We start from the raw sequence: 21,667 nt of genomic DNA, 5'->3' as shown, positions 1-21,667 counted from the left end.
TTAAGTGAACTACATTGCGCTTTTACGCGGGCATTTTTCAATCTAGATACTCGGTAACATAACTCAGATGAGCTAAACAGAAAGAAAAACGCCTACTCACGGCGAGTAGGCGTTAACACAATAAATGTGTTTAGGCAGTAGAAACTGTCCTATTTATTAGAAGTAGTAACGAGCACCGATTGTCCAGAAATCCTCATCTAGATCTAGGTCTCCTGGAGCTGGGTCAACGTCATCACCCAGACCGAAGCGATATGCTGCGAACGTAACAAATGCAGGAGTAACAGTGTACTCTGCTTGTACAGACATATTGCTGTACTGAGTCTTGTCGTTCTTGTCGTCTTCTACACTTTCATAGTGAGCAATCAAATTAAGACCGCTATCAAGACCATACGCTAATACAGCCTCGTATTGAGAAGTCTCTTCAAGGTTGTCATAGAAGTACTCGTTCATACCGTAAACTAACGCAGCATAGATACCAGCACCATATTGGCCATATTTGGCTGAGAACATATGAGATGTCGCAGACTCTGATTTAGAGCCCAACTCAATGTCACCACCGCTGTAAACGTAACCTAGACCAAAACCAGCTAGCTCGGTACTCAGCGCGATTTGGCCACGTTGATCGTAGATAGATTGCTCACCCTGCCAACCAAGACCGATGTTCAAACCAAAGCCATCGCCAAACTCCAAACCTTTACGGTAACTAACCATCTTCTCAGCACGGCCAGAACCTAGGTTGTAGTGGTTTTCATACAAGAAGTCATTGGCAAACGCGATAGGCATATCAGCAACACCAGCAACATCGTAATAAGGGGACCATTGCGTACCGACAACTAAACGTCCAAATTGATCATGCGTCGCACCAATGTAACCTAGACGAGTGGAGAAAGAGTTGTCACCACCATTAAGGTAGTTCAGAGACCACTCACCTTTAGCATCGATAGTTACGCCATTACCGATGTCTTTTTTACCGCCGATGTTAATACGAGGAGATACTTGGTGAACTTTAACTTCTTCTTCAAAGTACTCACCAACGCCCACAGATACGTGGCCGCCGATAGAAAGAGATGTGCCGTCGCTGTTGTAAACTTCTGCTGCGAAGACCTGAGAACCACCTGCTAGTGCCGCCACTGCAACGGCTAGAGTTTTCATTTTCATTGTTAACATCCATATAGTTGTTTGTACTGGTTCGCCCCGACAACAAAAGCAAAAAGCATCAATCGCAACGAACAGATAACAAAGTAGTAATGAAATATAAATGAAACAAATACTTTCTTATGCAACTGGTGTTATTTGTACTTGATTTTTGATCTTGATCCCATAAAAAAAGGGAACTTTTCAGTTCCCTTCATAATTTGTGTGGTGTTTTGCGTGTTACAACTGCCAGCGTGCGAGTGGCTTCTCAGTTTTGATACCTTTACTGCCCCATCGGTCAATAACATCAATTTGCAGTATGCGATCCTGTGAAACTAATGAAGTTAACGTTTTTGACGGGCGTTTATCAGTGATCAGCCACAGAGTTTCATCTTCCTCAAATTGAGCTTTTAAAGATAGTTTCTCTGCCTCTGACCATTCCAATTCTGGTTTGAATTGGCGATCGACCACAAACAGTTGGTTTCCTGATGCAAAATCTTCTAACGATTCACCCAACAATACCACCGAATCGAGCTCTTTTTCGAAAATTACTTCTTGTTGTTGATTGATCAGCTCCCGCACGTCTAGCATCAAGGCTTGCTGGTTCTTTTCAATTTGAGCTTGATGTTGAGGGTATACCTTCTGTAGATCTTCACCGACAATCGCCGCCATTCGAATCAAGTTGCTCGGATTCATCCAAGCGTATTTCGACGTCTCACCATTATCCAACGTTAATGCCGCAACACCTTGCGCTCTCGGTGAAATCGCTTGAGAGGCATCAATCTCTATCAAGCGCACATTTCCCTGACGCGCATACACAAAAGTAGGGTCTTGATGCCAAACAGCACCCAATGTGAGCGCTACTGTTGCATTTTTTCCTGCTGCGGTAACTTGTTCATGTCCTTTGCTTGCAAACCAATTCACCAAACGCTCAATCCCGTAGCGTTTAGGCGGCAAGTAAGTCGTCTCGATATCCGTACCTTGCATCAACTGCTGAGCCAACATGTAGGTCACAGGAGTGCTCGTAACGATGTCTTTAGCTATAGCAAACGGCGCTGCTGTACTCGCTATTGCCAAACTCAATCCCATAATTATCTTTTTCGTGTTCATATTCGAATATCCAGATTTAAGCTTTGCGCACAATGCGATACATGGTTGCAGTTAAAAAGAAGATTGCCGAAACAATGATGATCGACGCACCAGATGGAACTGGAAGTTCCAACTCCATCGGTAAGACGGTGCCAACCAAGCACGCGATGGTCGCCAGCAGTGATGAGAGCAACACAAAGCTCCCCATTCTCTTAGTAAGAAGGCGGGCTGTTGCACCAGGAATCAGCAGTAATGCCCCGACTAATACGGCGCCAATGATCTTCACCGCAGCAATGGTCACAAGCGTGATCATCATGACGAACAAGTAATCGTAGAAGCTGGTATTGAATCCACGGACACGCGCAATATCTGGGCTGATGCAAGTCAGTAATATGCGGTTAAATGTCGGGATCAAAAGCAATAAAATGATCAAACAACTCACGGCCAGAATCGTAATGTCTCTGTCTGTTACCGTCAGGATTGAACCGAATAGAACATTCTCCAGCATGTGAATGTTGATCTTGCGTGCCACGTACATTAGCAAGGCAGCACCAACGGCTAAAGCCAGTGCTAGGAACACACCGACTAATGTATCGTAAGGCACATTGGTTCGATTTCGCACGAAATGCAGCAACAGTGCGAAGATCATGCAGAAGCTAAATAATCCAATAAATGGGTTTTCTGGTGGCTCACCAAGCAGTACACCAATCGCAATACCTGTTAGTGCAGCATGACCGACGGCCTCTGAAAAGAACGCCAAACGCTTCGCGATGACTAGCGTGCCTAACCCCCCTAATAAGGGACCAAGAATGAGTGCAGCCACTATCGCGTTGACCATAAACGCGTAAGCAAAACTATCGCTTAACCAACCCGCTTCCACACCATGCAGAGCAAGCTCTCTTAACCAATCCATTACGCCGCCTCCACTTTTGCTGTGTAGTGCTTAAACAGCGACTCGATACGTTCTGGACTCAATACTTCTGAGTGGTGCCCTGACGCCACGATTTGACGATTCACGACATGGACCTGAGCATCCAAACGACGTACAGCCGTCACATCATGATGCACTGCGAGTACGGTTTTACCTTCAGCAACCACTTCATGAATCAAACCTTCTAAGTAACGAACCCCTTGCTCATCCATGCCAGTCGTTGGCTCATCAAGCACCAACAAACTTGGATCGTCTAAAAGGGCTTGAGCGAACAAAACACGCTGCTGCTCCCCCCCCGATAACTGTCCCATTCGGCGCTCACTACGAGAAGCCATACCAACGCGCTCTAGTTGAGCAAGCGCTTGTTGAATTTGCTTGGTCTTACGTCGCCAAAACAGAGGCACTCTGGTTTGGTTAAGCAAAACGAAATCCATAACCGTGAGCGGCAGACTAGCTTCAAACATGGCTTTTTGTGGTACATAGCCGATTTTCGCTGCATGTTTGCTGTCTGGCCAATGGACAGAAATGTCACCAGTAAATGGGGTTAAGCCCAAAACAGAGCGCAAAAGAGAGGTCTTCCCACCACCGTTAGGCCCCATGATGACGTGGCATTGACCAGCATCAAATTGAGTTTGAATGTCTTGTAGAATCAGGTTGTCACCATATTGAAGGCTTACCCTGTCGAGAGAGATAGAAGGCCCTAACATCAAGCTTTCTCCTGTTCGTGCTTGCTTGCAACGAACTTCATCGCTTCAATCAGCGTTGCGACGTTCTCACGCATCTCGACTTCAACCTTGTTGGCTTCATACTCTCCATGAGTCATGTGAGAAAAACGGTAAAGCTGTACACCAGTAGCTTCTTCAATCGTATCCACATAGCGGTTTGGCATGTTTAATTCGTAAAACAGCACATCAATACCAGATTGACGAATCTTCTCTATCGTTTCTTGTAACTGGCTTGCGCTTGGCTCTACACCATGAGCAGGTTCGATAACTGCTGCAACGTCAACGCCGAATTCCTGCAAGATGTAACCATAAGCATTATGCGTAGTAGCGACCTTCATACCTGCAGTATCAAGTTGCCCTAAAGACAACATGGCATCACGCTTCAAAAGGCGGAATGTTTTTGCGTAAGAGCGCGCATTCTTGCGATAAAACGCCGCGTTTTCTGGGTCAAGCTTGCTTAGCTCACTCGCAATCGTGTAAACCTTTTGAATCGTGGTCGATAAGCCAACAAACGTATGCGGGTTAACTGCGCCTTTACCGACTGATTGACCCATCGCAGGTAGCAGTGGCACTTCTTTGTTCGCCTCTATCACCACGAGGTCGTCACGTTGTGCAGCTTGAATCACTTTAAGAGCAAAATCATCGTGCCCGATACCATTGACCACAATCACATCCATTTGCTTCAAGCGCTTTAAGTCATTCGGTTGAGGTAGATAGTTGTGGGGATTAAAGCCAGCATCCACCAAAGGTAGAATTTCTGCTTTGTCACCGACCACAGCTTTCACATAGCTGTAGTATGGTTGAAGCGTAATACCAATATTGAGCTTATCTGCTGCAAAGCTCGATGAAGCTACTGCCAGCAATGCACTAGCCGTTATAATTCGACGTAGAAAAGATCGTTTCATCATAGTTTTTATCGTTAAAATTGAGCTTAATGGGCGTGAGCATTTGAAGACGTAGCAGGGACAAGAACAATTTGTTGCCAACCTTGCTTCTGGCGTTCACTTATCTCCACAAGAGATAAATCAGACGCCTTTGTTGTAGACTGAATAAACCAAATGTCGGCGTGTGCATTACGACTATCAAGAAGCATTGAAGCCGCCCCTTTTTCATCTTGTCTTATACCAAGGTAAATACCAGCATCTAGCAGCTGCCATTGATGAGAGCCTTTGCGTTGCCAGCTTTGATCTTGCACAAATGGGGCAACCCAAAACTCTTCCAATTCGCTTACGGCAGGCCACTCGCCAACATCTAGATGAAGATCTCGAATCTCTTCATGTGCCAACTTTAGCTCGGCAATCATCGCAAGTTCTTCTTGTTCAAGATCAGTAATAAGCACTTGATGAGACTGCACGTCAGTGTGCTCAGTTTCTGTCTGATGATGAGGCAGCAAAATCGTGGAGACCGCAAGAATACCTGCGATAGTTAGAGCAACCCATTTGCCTTCTCGACTGCCGTTATCCGGTCTGATCTTCTGGGTAATCATTTCTCTTTTAACTCAACGATATCCACTTCTACTGGGTTTTCATGACCCGCATCGAAAACCAAATAAAAATCGGTTTGAGGATGTGTGAACTCAGCAATGGAACGTTTATCTGTCGTTACTTTGGCGATCAAGTTGTCGTCGTAATCGTACATTTCAACGTCGTAATCCACGGCGGTAGAACCGTCTGAATAGCCTGCCTCGCAAATCACTTTATCTTGCTCTAAATGGCAACTCATCAATGGAAAGTGCGCGAACGCTTGAGAAGAGATAAAACCAGCAACCAACACTGAGGTTTTGAGAATAGAAACGTTTTTCATGATGCATCCAAATTGGCTCAGCGTAAGGCTGAGCCAAATTTTGATTAGTTAAGTTGAGTTTCAAACGTTAGGTGAACGTTCATGCTTGCTTTGTCCGCAAGTGGATCGTTTTTCAGCTCACCCTTGTAGTTTGCTTTCATTAAGTAGCGACCTGCTACATCTGGCGTGAAGGTGATTTTTCCATCCTTGTCACTGACCACATCGATTTGCTCTTGATGGTTGCGATACAGAGTACCTTCACGCGTAATTTCCGCCGTGACACCTTGCTGAGGCTCGCCGTTAAAGAAGAATTGGAATATCACTTCTTCACCTTCAATAATGTCTGAAGGGTGCGTAATCGGCTTCATTTCCAACAGCTTACCTTCAATCTCTAGCGCCTTTTCTGTTGGCATACCAACCGTTACATAGCTTTCTGCACGTGTGTAACTAAGTTGGGTAACAACATCACGTGCCTTTTCAGGAATCACACTTGCGCGATCTGCTTTGCTCGCTTTCGCCCACTTAACCGTGTCACGACGGCCTGCTTTGTACTGGGTGTAGTAGCTAGGTTGGTTATTGATAGCCACTTTGTGTGTGCCTTCTTCTTCGAAGTAGAAGTCAAACATCGAACGGCGCTTACCGCGTACCACAAAGTTCGGACGCTCAGAACGACCATCTGGCATGATCACGAACGCTTGCTCGCTACCTGCTGGCTTATCGAATACAAACGTACCGTGAGACGCTGTCACGTCGAACGTTAGCCAATCACCGCCCTCTTTTGATACCGTAAAGTGAGAAGGGAGAACCCAACGAGGGTGCGCTTGTGCTGTTGTCGCGGCCGCTAGCCCCATTGCCATTACACTTGCTAATGCCACCGCTTTCATCTTGGTTTTCATTGTTATTCCTTCTCTATCACTTAATTTGGTAATTGACGGTAATGACACCCGTCTCTTCCGTTGGTTTTATTTGGTAGCGTACTTCACTGTCCGCTAACTGCATTTTTTGACGTAAGTAATTACGGCCACCGTGTTCACGCACGACTTCGACATGTAAGGTGTAATTGCCCTGCTCGAGTCGTTGACCATCATCATTAGTGCCATCCCAAACGAATCGGTATTGGCCTGCAGGTCGAGTAGCTGACGTTACGGCATCAACCAATTCGCGATCGTAACGACCCACTTTGCGCCACCAGCTGCGAAGATCTTTCAACCACTCATCTTTACCTACCCAAAGCTGAATGGTTTTGACTGGTTTACGCTTTTCATCTTCGATCCATACTGCGACATAAGGTCTTGCGTACATCGAGGTATCAATCTTTGGTAACTCAAACTCAAAGTCGACTTTGGCATTATCTGGAAAAGGAGCGGCTATAAGCGGCAAAGGAGATAAAGCCGCGATCAATGCGGCTTTACTAAACGGGTGACGGCGAAAAATTCGGCCCATGTTTAACATTGGTTTTTCTCTGAATAGGCTGTTATGGCACAGCAAAAAAATAAATAACGAGCGATAACGCAGTGCCAAAACTCATCCACTGCATTGATGTTCTAAAAGTCTTTTTCTTTGGAAGCAGCAAACACACACCGGTTAGCACAAAAAACACCATTAGCAGGGCTGTTATGTCGATAAACCATTTCCACGTATCACCACTGTTGCGACCTTTATGTAGGTCGTTTAGCAGCGCAACCATGCCGTAGTTGGTGGTTTCAACTTCAGCTTCACCCGTCGTCATATCGACGAAAACGGTGGCGTTGTAGCCTGGGCCTTTGAAATCTAAAGAGAGTTCACCAATCATCAATTCACCATCCTCAACCTCGGTATACACATCGAGTGCTGATGGTGTGCCTCGTAGGTCTGTTTCTTGTGTTAAGAAACTTAACAGGGCAGAGCGATTAGGTTGGAAGCTTCCTTCATTCGCAAATAGTTGCTCGGAAGGAACTGTGAGTGTGTGTTGCTGAATGATGGGTTCACTGCGCTCAAACAATTCTGGTCGGTTCAACGTAATACCAGTTACCGCAAAAAACAGCGTCACCAATAAAAGAGCCATAGAAATATAAACGTGCAGACGGCGTGCCCAAGTCTGGACGCCTTTGCTTTTGAGCAACATAGAAAACAATCATCACCAGTAAATGAGGGAGTAATTTAGGTGATAATCATTCGTATTGGCATTTAATTTACATTGTTTACGTTTGGTCAAAAAGCATTGCTCCCGTCGATACTGACGGGAGCAAATAAGAGGGGGCGTTATCGAGCGAGAATGGGATAAGTAAAGAAAACCAAGTGACAGAAATTAAACACGAAGTGAGCGAGCACAGCGCACCATAAACGGCCAGTAAAATGGAACACTAAACCGTACCCAACCCCTGCAAGCGAGGCAAATACCATTAATAGTGGGCCACCAGCAAAATGAGCCAAACCAAACAAAAGACTCGCTACTACCAAGCCGACTCGCCAGTCAAAACGACGGGATAGCGACTGCTGTATAAATCCACGAAATAGCGCTTCTTCTGCCACACAAGTCAGGACTAAGTTGTTTAAAGCAAATAACCACCACCAAGATGGCAAACTCAATTCAGGCTTTAAAGCTCCAAGCACTGACGCAATAGGCAGCAATAAAAGCAAAGGAATCATCACTAGCAATGCTGGTTTGGCTCTTACCTTTGACTCTCCACCTAGCAAAATCGGATAAGCCAGTAAGAGTGCAATGAAGGCAAGCGGTTTGTCTAAGTTAAGGTACATAGAGAATGGAGCACTTAACGGCCCCGCAGATACCTTGTCGAGCACTTGCAGATTATTGAATCCTGGGATCAGATGGACAAACAACAAGACACACCAAGCAATCACGATTCCCCACCCCAAATAGAATATGGGTTTCGTTTTTGGCTGCGCTTTTAGCCTTGAAGCGAGACTGGGAATTCGGAATGACACGCCAAGCACAAACAAAGAGCTGACCAAGGCAATAAGCTCAATACGGCCGAGAATAAAGCCGCCAAACAAGGTGGTGCCAAGCAATACGAGTGCGACTCCAGTATGGCGGAGAAAAGCCGCTGCTATCGCCAAAATTAACGGGCACCATAGCCAGATGTCAGAATCGAGAATCATTGTATTATCCTTATAAAAAAAGCTGACGTTCCAGTCTTATCGCTGGGCAGCGGTAATATAACGTTATGATATTTAAAAAGAGATCGAACCAGACTCAATATTTACAAACAAAAAGACCCGAGGTATAACCCGGGCCTTTCGATCGTTGATGCATGTTCTATTATCACATGGACTTAGCTATTCTGGCTCGCTTTCGCTTTACGCAACTGAGATAGGTATTTCACCCAACTCTCAGCTTGAGTTGAAGGCTCAATCTCATTTGCGCGTTTTGCGTTGGCAAGAGCGTCTTCAATGCGTTTCAGCTTGTAATAGGCACGAGTCTTAACCAATGCCACATCCGCTTTGCGACCCGAGACTTTATCCAAGGCGATCAGAGCATCTTTGTAGTGCCCTTCTTGGACAAGCAACTGAGACAAGTTCCAATAGTATTGGCGATCCAGCTTCGCGGCTACGCGCCAACTCGCTATCGACTTATCCCATTCTTTCGCCATTTGCCAGTACGTAGCTTGCTGCGCTTTAAGCTTACTGTCTGAGTTAACTTCATTTAACACACCCAACACTTTTGCTGCACGCTCTGGAATACCGCGCTTGCCATACAGCTGAGCAAGAAGTTTGAGGTCATCTTGGTTCAACTCTACGCCTTTCAGCTTGGCAAGAGCGAAAGCATCAAGAGCACGCTTATCATCATCCACACGTAAATACAGAGCAACAAGCTGACGCCACCATTCCACACGCTCTGGCTCGATCGCTATCAAGCGTTTGATCGTGCCAATCGCAGGCTGCCACTTTTTCAGCTCTAGCTCTGCAGATAGCTTGATGGACAGTGGTGCCATTTCGTCTGGCTGGCCATATTTCTCATAACGAGCCATTGCAGAGAGAACTTTATTCCACTGACTTAACTGGTAATGAGACTGTGCAATACGCAGCCAAATTTCATGCGCCTTTTGGCTCTCTGGAACGGATTTACTCAAGTCGTAATAATGTGGCAAAGCTTTAGAGAACTGTTGTTCATTGAGCAACATATCAGCCAACATTTTGCGCGTTTGCCAAGCTTGCTCATCTTCCAGAAGACCACTGTTTACCGCAATCTCTAACTGTTTAATTGCAGGCTTAACTTGCTCATTCTGCCAGTAGAAAATACCCAGCATTCGCGCCACAAACGCTTGATCGTAACCACGAGATAAATCAAGGCCCTCAAGAGTTGAAATGGCCTCTTGCAACTTTTCTTCTTGCGCTAGGTTATGAGCGCGTTGAACACGAGTCGCCGTGTATTGACTGAGTTCATTCGCGACGGTGGTAAAAGCACTTAGGCTTAATACCGCACCGATTAAGAATTGCTTCATCATTTGGCTAACTTGAACTCCACTTTAGCGGTTTGTCCGAACTGCTCAATTGAGACACCATCTTCAACTTTCGGTTGATATTTCCATTTCTTCAGCGCTCGAATCGCTTCTTTTTCGAAGATACGTTTTGGCTTAGCGTCAATCACTTCGATGTCTTTAGGGCGGCCTGTCGCGTCAATGGTAAAGCGCATCACTACGTAACCTTCCATTTTACGTTTCAGTGCTTTGCTTGGATAACGAGGATCAACGCGGTACAGAGGCAATGCTTGCTGGTTACCCATCGTGCCTTTTAAATTAGGAGCACTGATCGCAATGCCATCCAGAGCAGTGTTCAAACCCAATGCGCTGATTGGCGTCACTTGGCTCATCGGCTCTACTTGGGTTTCCGCTTGAGACAAATCCATCGGTTCTGGTGCTTTTGGTGGTTTTGGCTGTTCAGGAACCGAGCGTTGACGACGTTGAACATCAGCATCATTCTCGACCATCACCATGTCAAAGCGCACCGCCTCTGACGGTTGAGGTGCGCGTTGATTGCCTTTATCGACCATCCACGCCATAAAGCTAAACAAGCTCACCGCAATCAAAATTGACGCTGGTAGCGCGAGTAGTAGCCTGCCCATTAAGGTTTCTCCGCTGCCAACGCGATGTTCTTCACACCAGCACCTTTCGCTGCATCCATCACCTTCACAACCGTTCCGTTGTATGCATGTTCATCCGCTTGAATGACAAGTGATGCTTCTGGTTGCTCAAGTAACAAGTGCTCAATGGTCGCTTCTACACGTTCAATATCCACCAAACGTTTATCGATGTACACATCGTTCGCTGCTGTCACCGCAATAAAAATGCCTGCGTCTTTTTGGCTAACCACGTTCGATGCTTGTGGTCGGTTAACTTCTACACCTGACTCACGTACAAATGAACTGGTCACGATGAAGAAGATCAGCATGATAAACACGATATCCAGCATCGATGTTAGATCGATCTGCGCTTCATCTTGTTGATTATTTCTACGTCCGAGTCTCACTTCTGACTCCTTAAAGATTGTTCTAACTGGAGGGCTTTACGCTCACACACTTTGCTCAAACGTGCATGGACAAACATGCCTGCAAGTGCCGCAACCATACCTGCCATAGTTGGCAGTGTTGCAAGTGAAATGCCTGAAGCCATCAATTTTGGATTGCTACTGCCTTGTGTGGCCATCACATCGAAAACTGTGATCATGCCAGTCACCGTACCTAGCAAACCTAACATCGGGCAAATCGCCACGAGCACTTTAATGGTTGATAGGTTTTGGCGCAGTTCAATGTGTGCTTTTGCAATCCATCCTTCGCGGATTTGATGCGCGTACCAAGAGTGGTGGTCAGGTCTTGCTAGCCACTGCTCACAAAGCTGTTTCTTCACCTTCGGAAACTCCGTTGTCAGGTAAAGTACACGCTCCATAACCAGTAGCCAGCACACCGCAACAACGGCCGCTAGCCACCATAGGATTTGGCCACCTTGCTGCATAAAGCTCATCAAGGTTGAGGCCCAATCCTCACTGATCAAACCCAATGTGTTGAGTAGGATCTGCTCCATTACGCTGCGTTCTCCGCTGTCGTGTTAGGGTTATTCTTGCCTTTTGGCATATCGCGCTCAGCTTGTTCCGCAACAAGACCAATGCCCTGTTTTTCAAGAATATTGCGAATGTTCTCTGCTTGAGAGCTCAAGACGTTATGAGCAAGAAGCAATGGCATTGCCGCAACAAGACCAAGAACAGTTGTAACTAGCGCCATAGAGATACCACCTGCCATGACTTTTGGATCGCCATTACCAAACTGAGTGATCACTTGGAACGTTTCGATCATGCCTGTTACCGTACCTAATAGACCAAGCATCGGTGCTAGAGCCGCAAGCAGTTTCAGCATCGACAAACCCTTCTCAAGGTGAGTCTGCTCGTCAACTACCGCTTCCAATAAGCGAAGCTCTAATGCTTCAACGCTACGATGTTTGTCTTTTTGGTACACAGCAAGAATACGACCAAGCGGGTTATCCTCTGGTTGAGTTGGGTTCTTTAACTGTTTAGCGATTTTTTGACGAGCAATCATCAATGACACACCACGAACCAACGCGATGATCAAACCAACCGCTAACAAGCCAAGAATGATCTGACCTACGACACCACCTGCATTCAGGCGATCCGCCACTGTCGGAGAATTTGCCAATTGCTCAAGCAAGATGCCGCGTGATGGGTCAATCACTAAAGAATCGATTTCACCCGAGTTCAGCGAGCTTGCTGTTGGTCCATTTTCTGGTTGGCGAAGGTAGCTCACTGCATCGCCGCGTTGGCCGTTCCACTTTACGTAACCAGCGTCATCCAACAGCGCCATTGAGCCAAGGCGAACACCGTTGATCGTTTGTTCACGACCTTCACCATCAAGCAGAGTGAATGACACCTTCGCCATCTCACCACTTGCTTTAACTTGTTCTTCCATACTGCGCCACATCGCTTGAAGCTGAGGCAAAGTAGGCAGGGATTTCGCGGCAACGATATCATCGATGTTTTGTTGGAAAGTGTTCGCATCTACACCAGTGACTGAGTGCTTAAGTTCTGCTTCCAGCTCTTTTGCATTTTGACGAACAACACCAAACAACTCACCCAAGCTACCTGTTTCTAAACGTAGTTTTTCTTCTAGTTGCGCCAGTTCAGCTTCGTTTTCACTAAAAGTAACACCAAGCGTGTCAGCTTCTGCTTGTAGCGCCGCACGTTCTGCTACAAGCTTATTCTTCATTGCCTGTAGCTCTTGCTGAGTCTTGTTAAAACCAGATTCACGAGCCACGTTATGGGATTGCTGTTGGCGATTTTCTCGTTGTGCTTTTTGCAGCAGAGTGTCACTTGCAAACGTCGTATGCGGTAAAAGCGCAGCAGTAGAAATCAATGCAACCGATAGCCATTTCTTCATCATTTATTTGCCCTCCGCTACGTTTAGAGACACTGGCAGAGTTAGCATGCTTGGTGCGATCTGTTTATTTGCCATGGCAAACGCTTTATCGAGTTCAGATTTTTGTTCTGAACCAACGGACTGCCATGCGTTCTGTGGTTGTGACCAGCTCCAGAAATGTTCACCAGATAGGCTACGCGCAACTAGCGACACGCGACCTAAGTAAAGAATATCAGCCTCAACTTGGTCGTTACCTTCCAATGTAATCTTGCCTTGGTAGATACCAATCTTAGTGCCGTAGTCCATTTCGATTTGGTACGCTTCTAGAATACGACGGAACTTCTCAGCATCCGCGACATCTGCTCGAGTCATCATGGCATCAAGCTTAGCAATACGCTCCTCACGCTGCGCTTTGCGGATCGGCTTATCATTCGCAACGATAGTCTTTAGACCATCCAGCATGTGATACATAAGCGGGACCACACCTTGACGAGTTTGAGCGATTTGTTCAATTTGCTCATTCAAACTTGCCACTTCCTCGTTTTGGCTATCAACAAGGTTTGAAAGGTGGTCGCGATAAATCGTCAAGTTGCTGACTTCTTCATTCAACTGTTCAATTTCAGCTTCTAGTGACAAAGACTTCTCAGCACTTGCATCGATACGCTTCTGGCTTACCGAAGACGCTTGGTTAGTTTTACTCTGCACAGCTTGAGCATCGTTAAGATTTTCCGCTTGAACGGGAATCAAAACCGATGTGATCAACAGAGCGATACTTGATTTCATTAGATTCATACGAGTTATATTTTCTGTTTTCCAAAAACGACTAAAGGGGAAGACAACTCTTCCCCTTTAAAAATCAGTTTGTTATCAGTACTTGAACTGAATTGTCGCCATGTAGTTTCGGCCCTCGCCTATCACTACACCGCTAGCTCCTTCTTGTTTACTGTTGGTGCTACCCCCACCTGCTAGGTAGTCAGTATCAAACAAGTTTTCTACATTGAATCGAGCCACAATATCTAAGTTCTCATCATACTTGTGAGTGTACGCAACGCCCATATCAATACGTGCATACCCATCTTTCTTAAATGTGTTCGCTGCGTCACCGTAGCGCTCACCTTCATAAATCAGACCTAGGTTCACATCTGTGTTGTTCTGAACTTTGTAGCTCGACCAAACACTTGCTGAAAACTCAGGAACGTCCGCTGGACGGTTGCCTTTGTAATCCGCACTTTCTGTGATTTCTGCGTCTAAGTACATTGCAGAAGCCGTTAGCGAAAGTTCTTCAGTAACAAAACCTTGAGCTAGGATTTCTGCACCGCGGTGTACTTGCTCACCATCTTGAGTCTTCTTGTACATAACGTCACCGCCAGCGTTAACGCCATTTTCAACATCAAGCGCAATGTTTTCTAGCGTGATATCGAACACAGCACCAGAGACCAATAGACGCTCGTCAAACAGTTCCCATTTAGTACCCATCTCATAAGAGATCCCGCGTTCTGCATCAAGCTCTTCACCATCGTTGGTGTAATCTGTGCCATTTACCGTACCTTGAGGCATAAAGCTTTCAGAGTACTGAACGTAAATAGAACCATTGCTTGCAGGGTGGAAAATCACACCTAGTTTTGGTGACACCTGACTTTCTGTCAGCTCATCGCTGCGTTTTTCATCGTAACGAACACCCGCAAGTACTTGCCAATAATCGTTAATCGTCATCATGTTTTGTGCGTAGATACCCCAAGTATCATATTCGCTTGTTGGCCATCTCTTTGAGCTTGTTGGCTCTGGCTTCACAACCGTCTCACCAGCTGGTACATACTCGCCATCATGGAAAGCCATAAAACGGTCGTAGCTGTAATCCAAGTAGTTTGCACCGACTAAGAAAGTGTTATCTGTACCAAACAGAGAAAAGTCAGTCGTCACATCTACATAAGCAGTATCAAATACCCAGTGATCAGAACGCTCGTTACCCTTATGCTTGATCGTACCGTTTTCTTCGTACATATCGAATTTAGGGTAAGACTCTACATCGAAACGTTTAAAGTCTTGACGGTTGTAACCCGCTTTAACATTCACGTTGTCTGTCACTTGAGCATTGATGTCGATACCATAGTTTTCAACATCGTTGTCAATCTCTGACCACTGTGCATCCCAGATGTACTTGTCACCACGAACGGCTTTGCCATCAACGATGTAAGCACCGGAATCAACGCCGCCGTCATCTTTCGTACGGTCATAGTGTGCTGAAACCATGACGTTTTCTGTGATGTCATATTCCACGACCAAACCACCTACTACGCGGTCAGTTTGTGGCTCTGTACCATCACCGTATTTACGCCATGAGCCGTAGCTTTCTTTTGCAAGAATCGCACGCGCACGTAATGTTTCAGCATCATTCAGCGCACCACTGACATCAAGTACCGTTCGTGAATGATCATTTGAGCCGATATCTTGGCTTAAGCTTGCTTGCGTTTCTGTTGTTGGCTTCTTAGAAACCATGTTCACAAGACCACCTGGTTCTGACTTACCGTAAAGTAGACCTGATGGACCTTTAAGAACTTCAACACGCTCTAAAAGCTCAATTGGTTGACGGTAGTGTGACCAATGCTGACGACCATCACGTAGGAAGCCGTCTGAACTGCTCAGTTCAAAACCACGTAGCGAGAAACGCTCACGGTTACGGCTTGTACCGCCCGCACTAACACTCGCGTCATTTTGTAGAACTTCACCTAACGTGCTTGCACGCTGCTCATCGATTACCGCTTCATCAATCACAGCAACTTGTCCTGGAGTTTCCAGTTGCGTCATTTCCATGCGCATTGCTGTTGTATTCGTATCCGCTTTGTAACCGAATTCGCGACCTTCTACGACTAGGTGCTCATCCGTATTTTGAACTTCTGCCACTGCAGGTGCCGCTAACACCGCACCGATCACTAATGCCAATTGGCTCTTAGAAAACATACCCATTCACTCCGATTATTGGGTAGCACATAACTGCTATGTGGTTCCCTCTTAGTTATTTCGCGAGTGAATATAAGTGATAACTATTACTATTTGCATTAAATTTACATTCTTTGCATTCGTAGAGTTTTGTAAAGCGGTAAAGGGTCATACTCGCCAACAATCGAGATATAGATCACATTAAATCTGCACTTTTGACATGAATTTTACTGTCTAAAAAGTAATGTCACTACAAGCCCGCCTTCTGAACGATTGCTTGCAACGGCTTTCCCACCCATCATTCGCATGGATTCTTTTACAATGGCCAACCCCAGACCGTAACCACCTAACTTTTTGTCTCGAGAAGCGTCCAGTCTTGTGAACGGATCAAAAATATCTGTCAGTTTATCTTGTGGGATGCCAGGGCCATTGTCGGCTATCGTCACGGCTAAGTAACTGTGCTTGTCCGTTATTTTGTTAGCTAGAGAAACATCAATTTGGGCTGACTGACCAGCATACTTAATGGCATTGCCAATCAAATTATTCAAACAACGCACGACTAACGTATCGTCACATTGCGCTTTTGTTCTCGTCGCCTCAGAAACAAACGTAAGGTTTTGCTGTATTTGCAAATCGATTTTGCAGCGCTCGACTTGAGGCGCCAGTAGCACTTCTAAATCGCTGCGTTTTAATTCCGTATCGTAGCGAGCATTCTCTAAACGGCTGAATTCCAAGATTTCACCAATAAGATGATTCAGCTCATTAGCCTCTTCTTCCATACGCGTTACTAGGGTTTGTTCATTTTCCCCAACTCGCTTACGCAATAGATGTAACACTAAGTTTTGGCGCGCTAATGGTGTACGTAACTCATGGGAAACATCACGAATCAAGCGACGCTGCTTTTCAGCAAGAGAATGAATCTCTTTTGTCATGTGGTCGAAGTCTTGCGCCAGCTCGTTGAATTCGCGGGTGTTCGACTTAAGCTCATCCACCACACTGACGTTAAAGTCACCATTCGATAGCTTTTTACTTGCTTCTCTTAAGCGATCCAATGGCTGTTGTAAATTCCGTGCCATCAACAAAGAGAACAGCGCCAAGAGGACCGCCGCAATCACAACCTTTAATACAGAGAAATAAAGGATGAAATCATGAGCCGGGTGCAAACGATGAGGCAACTGAATCACTAGGCTGTTGTTTCCGACAAGAGGAATATTGAATATCGGACGACTTACTCGGCCTTCCAGTTGTTCGTCCAAACGTCGCTTAAATTTCAACTTAAATTCAAAGTGAGGGTGCATCAAACGGTGTGTAAGAGGGCGCTGATTTTCGTCGAGTACAAACAAGTAAAAGTGCTGTGCATTTGCCCAATCGGCCAGCTCGTCCATGTCACCTTCTTCAATCAACACGTTAGCTTGATGCGCTAAGTCCAACATTTCAGTCTTTACACTAGCAGGTACCTTTAGCATGGCTTTGACTAGGGCTTGTTCGGCAACCGCTTGAACGGCCAAGATGCTAATGACGATAGCCGTCATGTAACTAAAAAGCTGAAAAGCGAGACTATCTCGACGTTTCGCGAAATAGGATGGACAAACAAACTTCATTAACCCGTCACAGCCTCTAAATAGCTATAGCCTTTACCTCGAAAAGTCTTGATATGTTGCTTCGACAAGCCAGCTTCAACTAACTTGCGACGAATATTACTGATGTGCATATCGAGGTTACGGTCAAAAGGACTCAACTCTTTCTTTAGAACTTTGGTCTGCAGTTCCGCCTTAGAGATTACCACGCCTTGGTTTTTTACTAGATAGCACAATAGTTCAGCCTCTGTACCAGTCAAAGGAAGGCTGTTGAGATGATCACTCATGCTCTGTACAGTACAACACATAGCCTGTCGTTGACGCTCTAAGCCAACACGACGAAGAATCGCCTTAATACGCATAAGCAGTTCGGGGACGTTGAATGGCTTACCGATGTATTGGTCAGCGCCAGCTTGGTAGCCATCAAGCATCGAGTTCTCATCGTTTAATGCTGTCAACATCAGTATAGGGGTAGCGAATCGTTGGCAAATACGGCGAGCCACCTGCATACCACTGAGGTTAGGTAACATCACATCGAGTAAGACGAGGTCAACAGGCGTTTTTTCCATGTACTGTAACGCGCTTTCACCACAGTGAACTGATGAGACCGTATACCCTTCTTCTTGTAACACGGCTTCCAATAGTTCACACAACGGAACATCGTCATCTACGACCAAAATTCGTGACATCATCCACTACCAGTTAAATAAAAATGGTTCGCATTCTATTACTCATTTGCAGATTAAACAACTATAGTTTTTAGGGTTTTTGAACATAAAAAATACAAAAAAAGCCCTTATCAAAAAGGGCTAAACAAACCAATTAGTTATGTTCTCATCGCCGCTGTTTATAGATGAAATACCTTTCTTTAATATGCATCGATAATTATTGGATACCACAAGAAACAAAACTCGCACTCTATTTTCCATAAAAAAGAGTACAATTCTGTGCAGTTTCTTATTGAGCATAGACGTATATGACAACGCTATTGATTGGCCACCGAGGTGTGGCAGGTAAGTTCCCTGAAAACACGAAAGTCAGCGTTCAAGCTGCGATCGATTTAGGGTTAAATTGGGTTGAAGTCGACGTACAACCGACCAAAGACAATGTACTGGTCGTTTGCCATGATCATACCGTGAACCGCTGTAGTAACGGTAAAGGTCGAGTTGACCAAATGACATTATCTGAGCTCAAAGCGTTAGATTTTGGTCGTTGGTTCGGCGATGAATTCGCCAATGAATCCATCATGACACTATCTGAGCTCCTAGAGCTTGCTGCAGAAAATGACCTAAATCTTAACATCGAGGTTAAAGTAGATCATCACTCTGCCAATGACGTTGCTCAAATGGCGGCTAAAACTCTTCTAGACGGTCCTTTACCAAAAGAACGCATCCTTTTATCAAGCTTTAGTCATGACGTAATTAGAGCACTGCACAAGCATTGTGAGGGTTATAGACTAGGTGTGCTAAGTGAATTCTTTAGTCGAAAAGACCGATTATTGCTCGAAGAAGTAGATGCCTACAGCTGTAACCTCAATATTAACTGGGTTCGCTCACGCCAAATCAATAAGCTACAAAAAGCAGGCTACAAGGTGATGTGTTACACAGTGAACAATCCCAAAAAACTAAAACATCTGCCAATGTTGGATGGCATCTTTAGTGACCATCCAAGTCGTTTTATGTAGTAGCTGAGATGTCGATATTAGGAACGCCATTACCATTCAATAGTAATTGGGGTTCCCATTTTGACTAGCTTGATAAATTCGTCCATTTCTTCGTTAGTAATGGCAATGCAACCGTTAGTCCAATCGAAGCTTTGAATAAATTGAGGTGATTGAGTCTCACCATTTTTAAGACCGTGAATTTTAATTGCCCCTCCAGGTGCGACACCGCGACGATGCGCTTCCAAACGATCAATCGCATCAGGATAACTGATATGCACAGAACGGTAGAAAGCAGAATCGTTGATCACGTAATCTAACGTGTAATCACCTTCTGGAGTTCTATTGTCACCCTCTTCTTGCTTGTGTCCTTTTGGATTAGCACCCAATGCGATGCGATACTCTTTAACGACCTCGCCATTCTCCATCAGGTACATCCTACGCTTCGACTTATCAACTTTTACCAAATCGACCGCTGCGTGAGCACCGGACATAAACGTACAACACAAGATCAAAGACAACCATTTCACTGACATCGCCAGAACGCCTAACTCATCCACTTAAGGGGAACACAAAAAAGAGCAACCATGCTAGTCAGATGGTCACACTAAAGCAAACTTAATGTGTGCAAATTTAACTACTCATTACACTAAAATTGGCTTACTTTATAAGGAGATTACTTTACAAATTCAGCACAAATAGAGAGGGTATTATGCTCAACATTGCTTTTTTCAGTGCAAAATCCTATGACGAAGCCTCTTTCAACAAAATCAAAAACAACCGGGACTTCGAATTTCACTATCATGATTTTAGATTAACGTCTAAAACTGCAAAAATGGCACAGGGTTGCGAGGTTGTTTGCACCTTCGTAAACGATGACCTGTCTGCTCCAGTTCTAAAACAACTTTCCATTGGCGGCACGAAACTGATCGCGATGCGTTGTGCAGGTTTCGACAAGGTTGATTTGGAAGCGGCGAAAGAACTTGGCCTACAAGTTGTCCGCGTTCCTGCTTACTCACCAGAAGCCGTGGCGGAACACACTGTCGGTATGATGATGTGTCTGAATCGACGCTTGCATAAAGCTTACCAGCGTACCCGTGACGCAAACTTCAACCTAGAAGGTCTAGTCGGCTTTAACTTTTATAGCAAGACTGTTGGTGTCGTAGGGACAGGTAAGATAGGTATCGCCACCATGCGCATCTTTAAAGGGCTGGGGATGGAAGTCTTATGTTACGACCCATATGAAAACCCTCTTGCGTTGGAGATGGGCGCGCGTTACTGCTCTCTTGAAGAGATCTATGCTAACGCTGACGTCATTTCTCTGCACTGTCCAATGAGTGAAGAAAACTACCACCTATTGAATGAAAAAGCCTTCGTTCAAATGAAAGACGGTGTCATGATCATCAATACCAGTCGTGGTGAGTTACTTGATTCTGTAGCTGCCATTGAAGCGCTTAAACAAGGCAAAATTGGCGCGCTCGGCTTAGATGTTTATGACAACGAAAAAGACCTGTTCTTCCAAGATAAATCGAACGATGTCATCGTAGATGACGTATTCCGCCGCTTATCAGCTTGCCACAATGTGCTATTTACTGGGCATCAGGCCTTCTTGACCCATGAGGCTCTAAACAACATCGCTTCTGTTACGCTAAATAACGTCGAAGCGTTCTTTTCAGAGCAGGCTTCAGGCAATGAATTGATCAAGTAAAGTGGGGATATCGAGCAGTATAGTAGAGCGTTGAATTTCAGCTATGCTATACTCCTCGACCATAATAAATTTGAGTCTAATTACCATGAGCATTAAAACTGACATTCAAAAGCTGCACAACCGTTTAGATACTTGCCAACGTAAACTTGATGCGGCGCGTTCTCGTGGTGATCACGAAATGATTACTAAATTCACGAATGAAGTTGAAGATCTAACAAAGAAACTCAACCAACTTAAGCACAAGCAAACTTACGAGTTAAATAAAGAGCGTAAAAGCTTGCTTGATATGCCATTCTCTCGTGAAATCACTAAAGCAGAACAAGCAGATATCGGCAAACTTAAGAAGCGTGTGAAAGGTCTAGTTATCGTTCATCCACTGACTAAAGTTGGTAAAGAACTTCGCCTAGATGCAATGACAGGCTTCGCACCAAAAGAGTTTTAATTAACTCTATCTAAGCCGCTAAATATAAAAAGCCCAAGCAGAACGCTTGGGCTTTTTTGTATCTCAAATTCAACAAGTTAAGCTTAGGATTATCGCCATTGTAGAAACTGGGTGACAGCGCAACCTGCTCAGTTTTCAAACTAATAAAAGATAGAACCTTAAACCACTTTCGAATGCTAAAAACGACGAAAGCCCGCTGATTTTTCAGCGGGCTTTCTATGTGGTGGCCTAGTTCTGGAATACCTAGCCTAGGGTTGTGACTAACTGGAACTTAATGCAAATCCCGTCTAATTCTCAAACGTCAGAAATGAAAAAAGCCTCG

At 45.1% G+C, this 21,667-nt stretch carries 24 protein-coding genes; 3 read left to right on the top strand and 21 right to left on the bottom strand.

Annotated elements, in window-relative coordinates; all coding sequences use genetic code 11:
* Positions 1-156: 156 nt before the first annotated feature.
* The 20 genes from BCT11_RS24955 to BCT11_RS24860 all read right to left on the bottom strand — a co-directional run bounded on the left by BCT11_RS24955 (position 157) and on the right by BCT11_RS24860 (position 18,224).
* Positions 157-1,158 (bottom strand): porin, encoded by a 1,002-nt coding sequence (locus BCT11_RS24955; RefSeq protein ID WP_102389545.1) that lies wholly within the window; start codon positions 1,156-1,158, stop codon positions 157-159.
* 216 nt (positions 1,159-1,374) lie between these two features.
* Positions 1,375-2,244 (bottom strand): zinc ABC transporter substrate-binding protein, encoded by an 870-nt coding sequence (locus BCT11_RS24950; RefSeq protein ID WP_102389544.1) that lies wholly within the window; start codon positions 2,242-2,244, stop codon positions 1,375-1,377.
* Positions 2,245-2,260: 16 nt separating this feature from the next.
* Entirely contained in the window at positions 2,261-3,136 is an 876-nt protein-coding gene (locus tag BCT11_RS24945) for a metal ABC transporter permease (protein ID WP_005432612.1), read from the bottom strand.
* The gene (locus BCT11_RS24940; RefSeq protein WP_102389543.1) at positions 3,136-3,861 is read right to left on the bottom strand and encodes a metal ABC transporter ATP-binding protein; all 726 of its coding nucleotides are present in this window, start codon (positions 3,859-3,861) and stop codon (positions 3,136-3,138) included. Before BCT11_RS24940 ends, BCT11_RS24945 begins: the two co-directional genes overlap by 1 nt.
* A complete protein-coding gene (locus BCT11_RS24935; RefSeq protein ID WP_102389542.1) occupies positions 3,861-4,787 on the bottom strand; it encodes a zinc ABC transporter substrate-binding protein in 927 nt (308 codons plus the stop codon). Before BCT11_RS24935 ends, BCT11_RS24940 begins: the two co-directional genes overlap by 1 nt.
* A 23-nt stretch (positions 4,788-4,810) precedes the next feature.
* Positions 4,811-5,365: a hypothetical protein gene (locus tag BCT11_RS24930; protein ID WP_102389541.1), complete on the bottom strand. Its 555-nt coding sequence runs from the start codon at positions 5,363-5,365 to the stop codon at positions 4,811-4,813.
* Positions 5,362-5,682, bottom strand: a complete 321-nt coding sequence (locus BCT11_RS24925) for a hypothetical protein (protein ID WP_005438283.1) — start codon at positions 5,680-5,682, stop codon at positions 5,362-5,364. The genes BCT11_RS24930 and BCT11_RS24925 overlap by 4 nt, the downstream gene beginning before the upstream one ends.
* A gap of 44 nt (positions 5,683-5,726) precedes the next feature.
* Positions 5,727-6,557, bottom strand: a complete 831-nt coding sequence (locus tag BCT11_RS24920; protein ID WP_038868516.1) for a DUF4198 domain-containing protein — start codon at positions 6,555-6,557, stop codon at positions 5,727-5,729.
* 16 nt (positions 6,558-6,573) lie between these two features.
* Positions 6,574-7,113, bottom strand: a complete 540-nt coding sequence (locus tag BCT11_RS24915; RefSeq protein WP_102389540.1) for a DUF2271 domain-containing protein — start codon at positions 7,111-7,113, stop codon at positions 6,574-6,576.
* 22 nt (positions 7,114-7,135) lie between these two features.
* Complete coding sequence (locus BCT11_RS24910; RefSeq protein WP_039976082.1) at positions 7,136-7,765, bottom strand: PepSY-associated TM helix domain-containing protein; 630 nt, start codon at positions 7,763-7,765, stop codon at positions 7,136-7,138.
* Positions 7,766-7,902: 137 nt separating this feature from the next.
* Positions 7,903-8,760, bottom strand: coding sequence for a CPBP family intramembrane glutamic endopeptidase (locus BCT11_RS24905; protein ID WP_102389539.1), 858 nt, complete (start codon positions 8,758-8,760; stop codon positions 7,903-7,905).
* 173 nt (positions 8,761-8,933) lie between these two features.
* A complete protein-coding gene (locus BCT11_RS24900; RefSeq protein ID WP_102389538.1) occupies positions 8,934-10,106 on the bottom strand; it encodes a hypothetical protein in 1,173 nt (390 codons plus the stop codon).
* A complete protein-coding gene (locus tag BCT11_RS24895) occupies positions 10,103-10,723 on the bottom strand; it encodes an energy transducer TonB (RefSeq protein WP_102389537.1) in 621 nt (206 codons plus the stop codon). Before BCT11_RS24895 ends, BCT11_RS24900 begins: the two co-directional genes overlap by 4 nt.
* Positions 10,723-11,127, bottom strand: coding sequence for a biopolymer transporter ExbD (locus BCT11_RS24890; RefSeq protein WP_005438299.1), 405 nt, complete (start codon positions 11,125-11,127; stop codon positions 10,723-10,725). Before BCT11_RS24890 ends, BCT11_RS24895 begins: the two co-directional genes overlap by 1 nt.
* Positions 11,124-11,678, bottom strand: a complete 555-nt coding sequence (locus tag BCT11_RS24885; protein WP_009705136.1) for a MotA/TolQ/ExbB proton channel family protein — start codon at positions 11,676-11,678, stop codon at positions 11,124-11,126. The genes BCT11_RS24890 and BCT11_RS24885 overlap by 4 nt, the downstream gene beginning before the upstream one ends.
* Complete coding sequence (locus BCT11_RS24880; protein WP_102389536.1) at positions 11,678-13,045, bottom strand: MotA/TolQ/ExbB proton channel family protein; 1,368 nt, start codon at positions 13,043-13,045, stop codon at positions 11,678-11,680. Before BCT11_RS24880 ends, BCT11_RS24885 begins: the two co-directional genes overlap by 1 nt.
* Positions 13,046-13,813: a DUF3450 domain-containing protein gene (locus BCT11_RS24875; RefSeq protein ID WP_042606135.1), complete on the bottom strand. Its 768-nt coding sequence runs from the start codon at positions 13,811-13,813 to the stop codon at positions 13,046-13,048.
* A 75-nt stretch (positions 13,814-13,888) separates the two neighbouring features.
* Entirely contained in the window at positions 13,889-15,979 is a 2,091-nt protein-coding gene (locus BCT11_RS24870) for a TonB-dependent siderophore receptor (RefSeq protein WP_042606140.1), read from the bottom strand.
* A gap of 206 nt (positions 15,980-16,185) precedes the next feature.
* Positions 16,186-17,559, bottom strand: coding sequence for a sensor histidine kinase (locus BCT11_RS24865; protein WP_102389535.1), 1,374 nt, complete (start codon positions 17,557-17,559; stop codon positions 16,186-16,188).
* Positions 17,559-18,224 (bottom strand): response regulator transcription factor, encoded by a 666-nt coding sequence (locus tag BCT11_RS24860; protein ID WP_038868505.1) that lies wholly within the window; start codon positions 18,222-18,224, stop codon positions 17,559-17,561. The genes BCT11_RS24865 and BCT11_RS24860 overlap by 1 nt, the downstream gene beginning before the upstream one ends.
* Before the next feature lie 287 nt (positions 18,225-18,511).
* On the opposite strand from BCT11_RS24860, the gene BCT11_RS24855 reads away from it, so the two are divergent.
* Complete coding sequence (locus BCT11_RS24855) at positions 18,512-19,219, top strand: glycerophosphodiester phosphodiesterase family protein (RefSeq protein ID WP_038882195.1); 708 nt, start codon at positions 18,512-18,514, stop codon at positions 19,217-19,219.
* Positions 19,220-19,248: 29 nt separating this feature from the next.
* Here BCT11_RS24855 and BCT11_RS24850 read toward each other — a convergent pair whose 3' ends face one another.
* Positions 19,249-19,731 carry a L,D-transpeptidase family protein gene (locus tag BCT11_RS24850; protein ID WP_038868568.1) on the bottom strand — a complete coding sequence of 161 codons (483 nt, stop codon included), beginning with the start codon at positions 19,729-19,731 and terminating at the stop codon, positions 19,249-19,251.
* Between the two features lie 176 nt (positions 19,732-19,907).
* On the opposite strand from BCT11_RS24850, the gene BCT11_RS24845 reads away from it, so the two are divergent.
* Entirely contained in the window at positions 19,908-20,903 is a 996-nt protein-coding gene (locus BCT11_RS24845) for a 2-hydroxyacid dehydrogenase (RefSeq protein WP_042606138.1), read from the top strand.
* 85 nt (positions 20,904-20,988) lie between these two features.
* Positions 20,989-21,345, top strand: a complete 357-nt coding sequence (locus BCT11_RS24840; protein WP_039976094.1) for a YibL family ribosome-associated protein — start codon at positions 20,989-20,991, stop codon at positions 21,343-21,345.
* Positions 21,346-21,667 lie beyond the last annotated feature (322 nt).

Origin of the sequence: Vibrio sp. 10N.222.52.B12 (assembly GCF_002875385.1) — a bacterium.
Taxonomy (GTDB): domain Bacteria; phylum Pseudomonadota; class Gammaproteobacteria; order Enterobacterales; family Vibrionaceae; genus Vibrio; species Vibrio jasicida.
The sequence above is the reverse complement of the archived record's forward strand: the minus strand, read 5'-3'. Positions and strand labels throughout refer to the sequence as shown.

What these genes read in the sequence shown, in the direction of transcription:
- BCT11_RS24955 (WP_102389545.1), bottom strand. Translation starts at nt 1,158, where the DNA reads ATGAAAATGAAAACTCTAGCCGTTGCAGTGGCGGCACTAGCAGGTGGT.
- BCT11_RS24950 (WP_102389544.1), bottom strand. Translation starts at nt 2,244, where the DNA reads ATGAACACGAAAAAGATAATTATGGGATTGAGTTTGGCAATAGCGAGT.
- BCT11_RS24945 (WP_005432612.1), bottom strand. Translation starts at nt 3,136, where the DNA reads ATGGATTGGTTAAGAGAGCTTGCTCTGCATGGTGTGGAAGCGGGTTGG.
- BCT11_RS24940 (WP_102389543.1), bottom strand. Translation starts at nt 3,861, where the DNA reads ATGTTAGGGCCTTCTATCTCTCTCGACAGGGTAAGCCTTCAATATGGT.
- BCT11_RS24935 (WP_102389542.1), bottom strand. Translation starts at nt 4,787, where the DNA reads ATGATGAAACGATCTTTTCTACGTCGAATTATAACGGCTAGTGCATTG.
- BCT11_RS24930 (WP_102389541.1), bottom strand. Translation starts at nt 5,365, where the DNA reads ATGATTACCCAGAAGATCAGACCGGATAACGGCAGTCGAGAAGGCAAA.
- BCT11_RS24925 (WP_005438283.1), bottom strand. Translation starts at nt 5,682, where the DNA reads ATGAAAAACGTTTCTATTCTCAAAACCTCAGTGTTGGTTGCTGGTTTT.
- BCT11_RS24920 (WP_038868516.1), bottom strand. Translation starts at nt 6,557, where the DNA reads ATGAAAACCAAGATGAAAGCGGTGGCATTAGCAAGTGTAATGGCAATG.
- BCT11_RS24915 (WP_102389540.1), bottom strand. Translation starts at nt 7,113, where the DNA reads ATGTTAAACATGGGCCGAATTTTTCGCCGTCACCCGTTTAGTAAAGCC.
- BCT11_RS24910 (WP_039976082.1), bottom strand. Translation starts at nt 7,765, where the DNA reads ATGTTGCTCAAAAGCAAAGGCGTCCAGACTTGGGCACGCCGTCTGCAC.
- BCT11_RS24905 (WP_102389539.1), bottom strand. Translation starts at nt 8,760, where the DNA reads ATGATTCTCGATTCTGACATCTGGCTATGGTGCCCGTTAATTTTGGCG.
- BCT11_RS24900 (WP_102389538.1), bottom strand. Translation starts at nt 10,106, where the DNA reads ATGATGAAGCAATTCTTAATCGGTGCGGTATTAAGCCTAAGTGCTTTT.
- BCT11_RS24895 (WP_102389537.1), bottom strand. Translation starts at nt 10,723, where the DNA reads ATGGGCAGGCTACTACTCGCGCTACCAGCGTCAATTTTGATTGCGGTG.
- BCT11_RS24885 (WP_009705136.1), bottom strand. Translation starts at nt 11,678, where the DNA reads ATGGAGCAGATCCTACTCAACACATTGGGTTTGATCAGTGAGGATTGG.
- BCT11_RS24880 (WP_102389536.1), bottom strand. Translation starts at nt 13,045, where the DNA reads ATGATGAAGAAATGGCTATCGGTTGCATTGATTTCTACTGCTGCGCTT.
- BCT11_RS24875 (WP_042606135.1), bottom strand. Translation starts at nt 13,813, where the DNA reads ATGAATCTAATGAAATCAAGTATCGCTCTGTTGATCACATCGGTTTTG.
- BCT11_RS24870 (WP_042606140.1), bottom strand. Translation starts at nt 15,979, where the DNA reads ATGTTTTCTAAGAGCCAATTGGCATTAGTGATCGGTGCGGTGTTAGCG.
- BCT11_RS24865 (WP_102389535.1), bottom strand. Translation starts at nt 17,559, where the DNA reads ATGAAGTTTGTTTGTCCATCCTATTTCGCGAAACGTCGAGATAGTCTC.
- BCT11_RS24860 (WP_038868505.1), bottom strand. Translation starts at nt 18,224, where the DNA reads ATGTCACGAATTTTGGTCGTAGATGACGATGTTCCGTTGTGTGAACTA.
- BCT11_RS24855 (WP_038882195.1), top strand. Translation starts at nt 18,512, where the DNA reads ATGACAACGCTATTGATTGGCCACCGAGGTGTGGCAGGTAAGTTCCCT.
- BCT11_RS24850 (WP_038868568.1), bottom strand. Translation starts at nt 19,731, where the DNA reads ATGTCAGTGAAATGGTTGTCTTTGATCTTGTGTTGTACGTTTATGTCC.
- BCT11_RS24845 (WP_042606138.1), top strand. Translation starts at nt 19,908, where the DNA reads ATGCTCAACATTGCTTTTTTCAGTGCAAAATCCTATGACGAAGCCTCT.
- BCT11_RS24840 (WP_039976094.1), top strand. Translation starts at nt 20,989, where the DNA reads ATGAGCATTAAAACTGACATTCAAAAGCTGCACAACCGTTTAGATACT.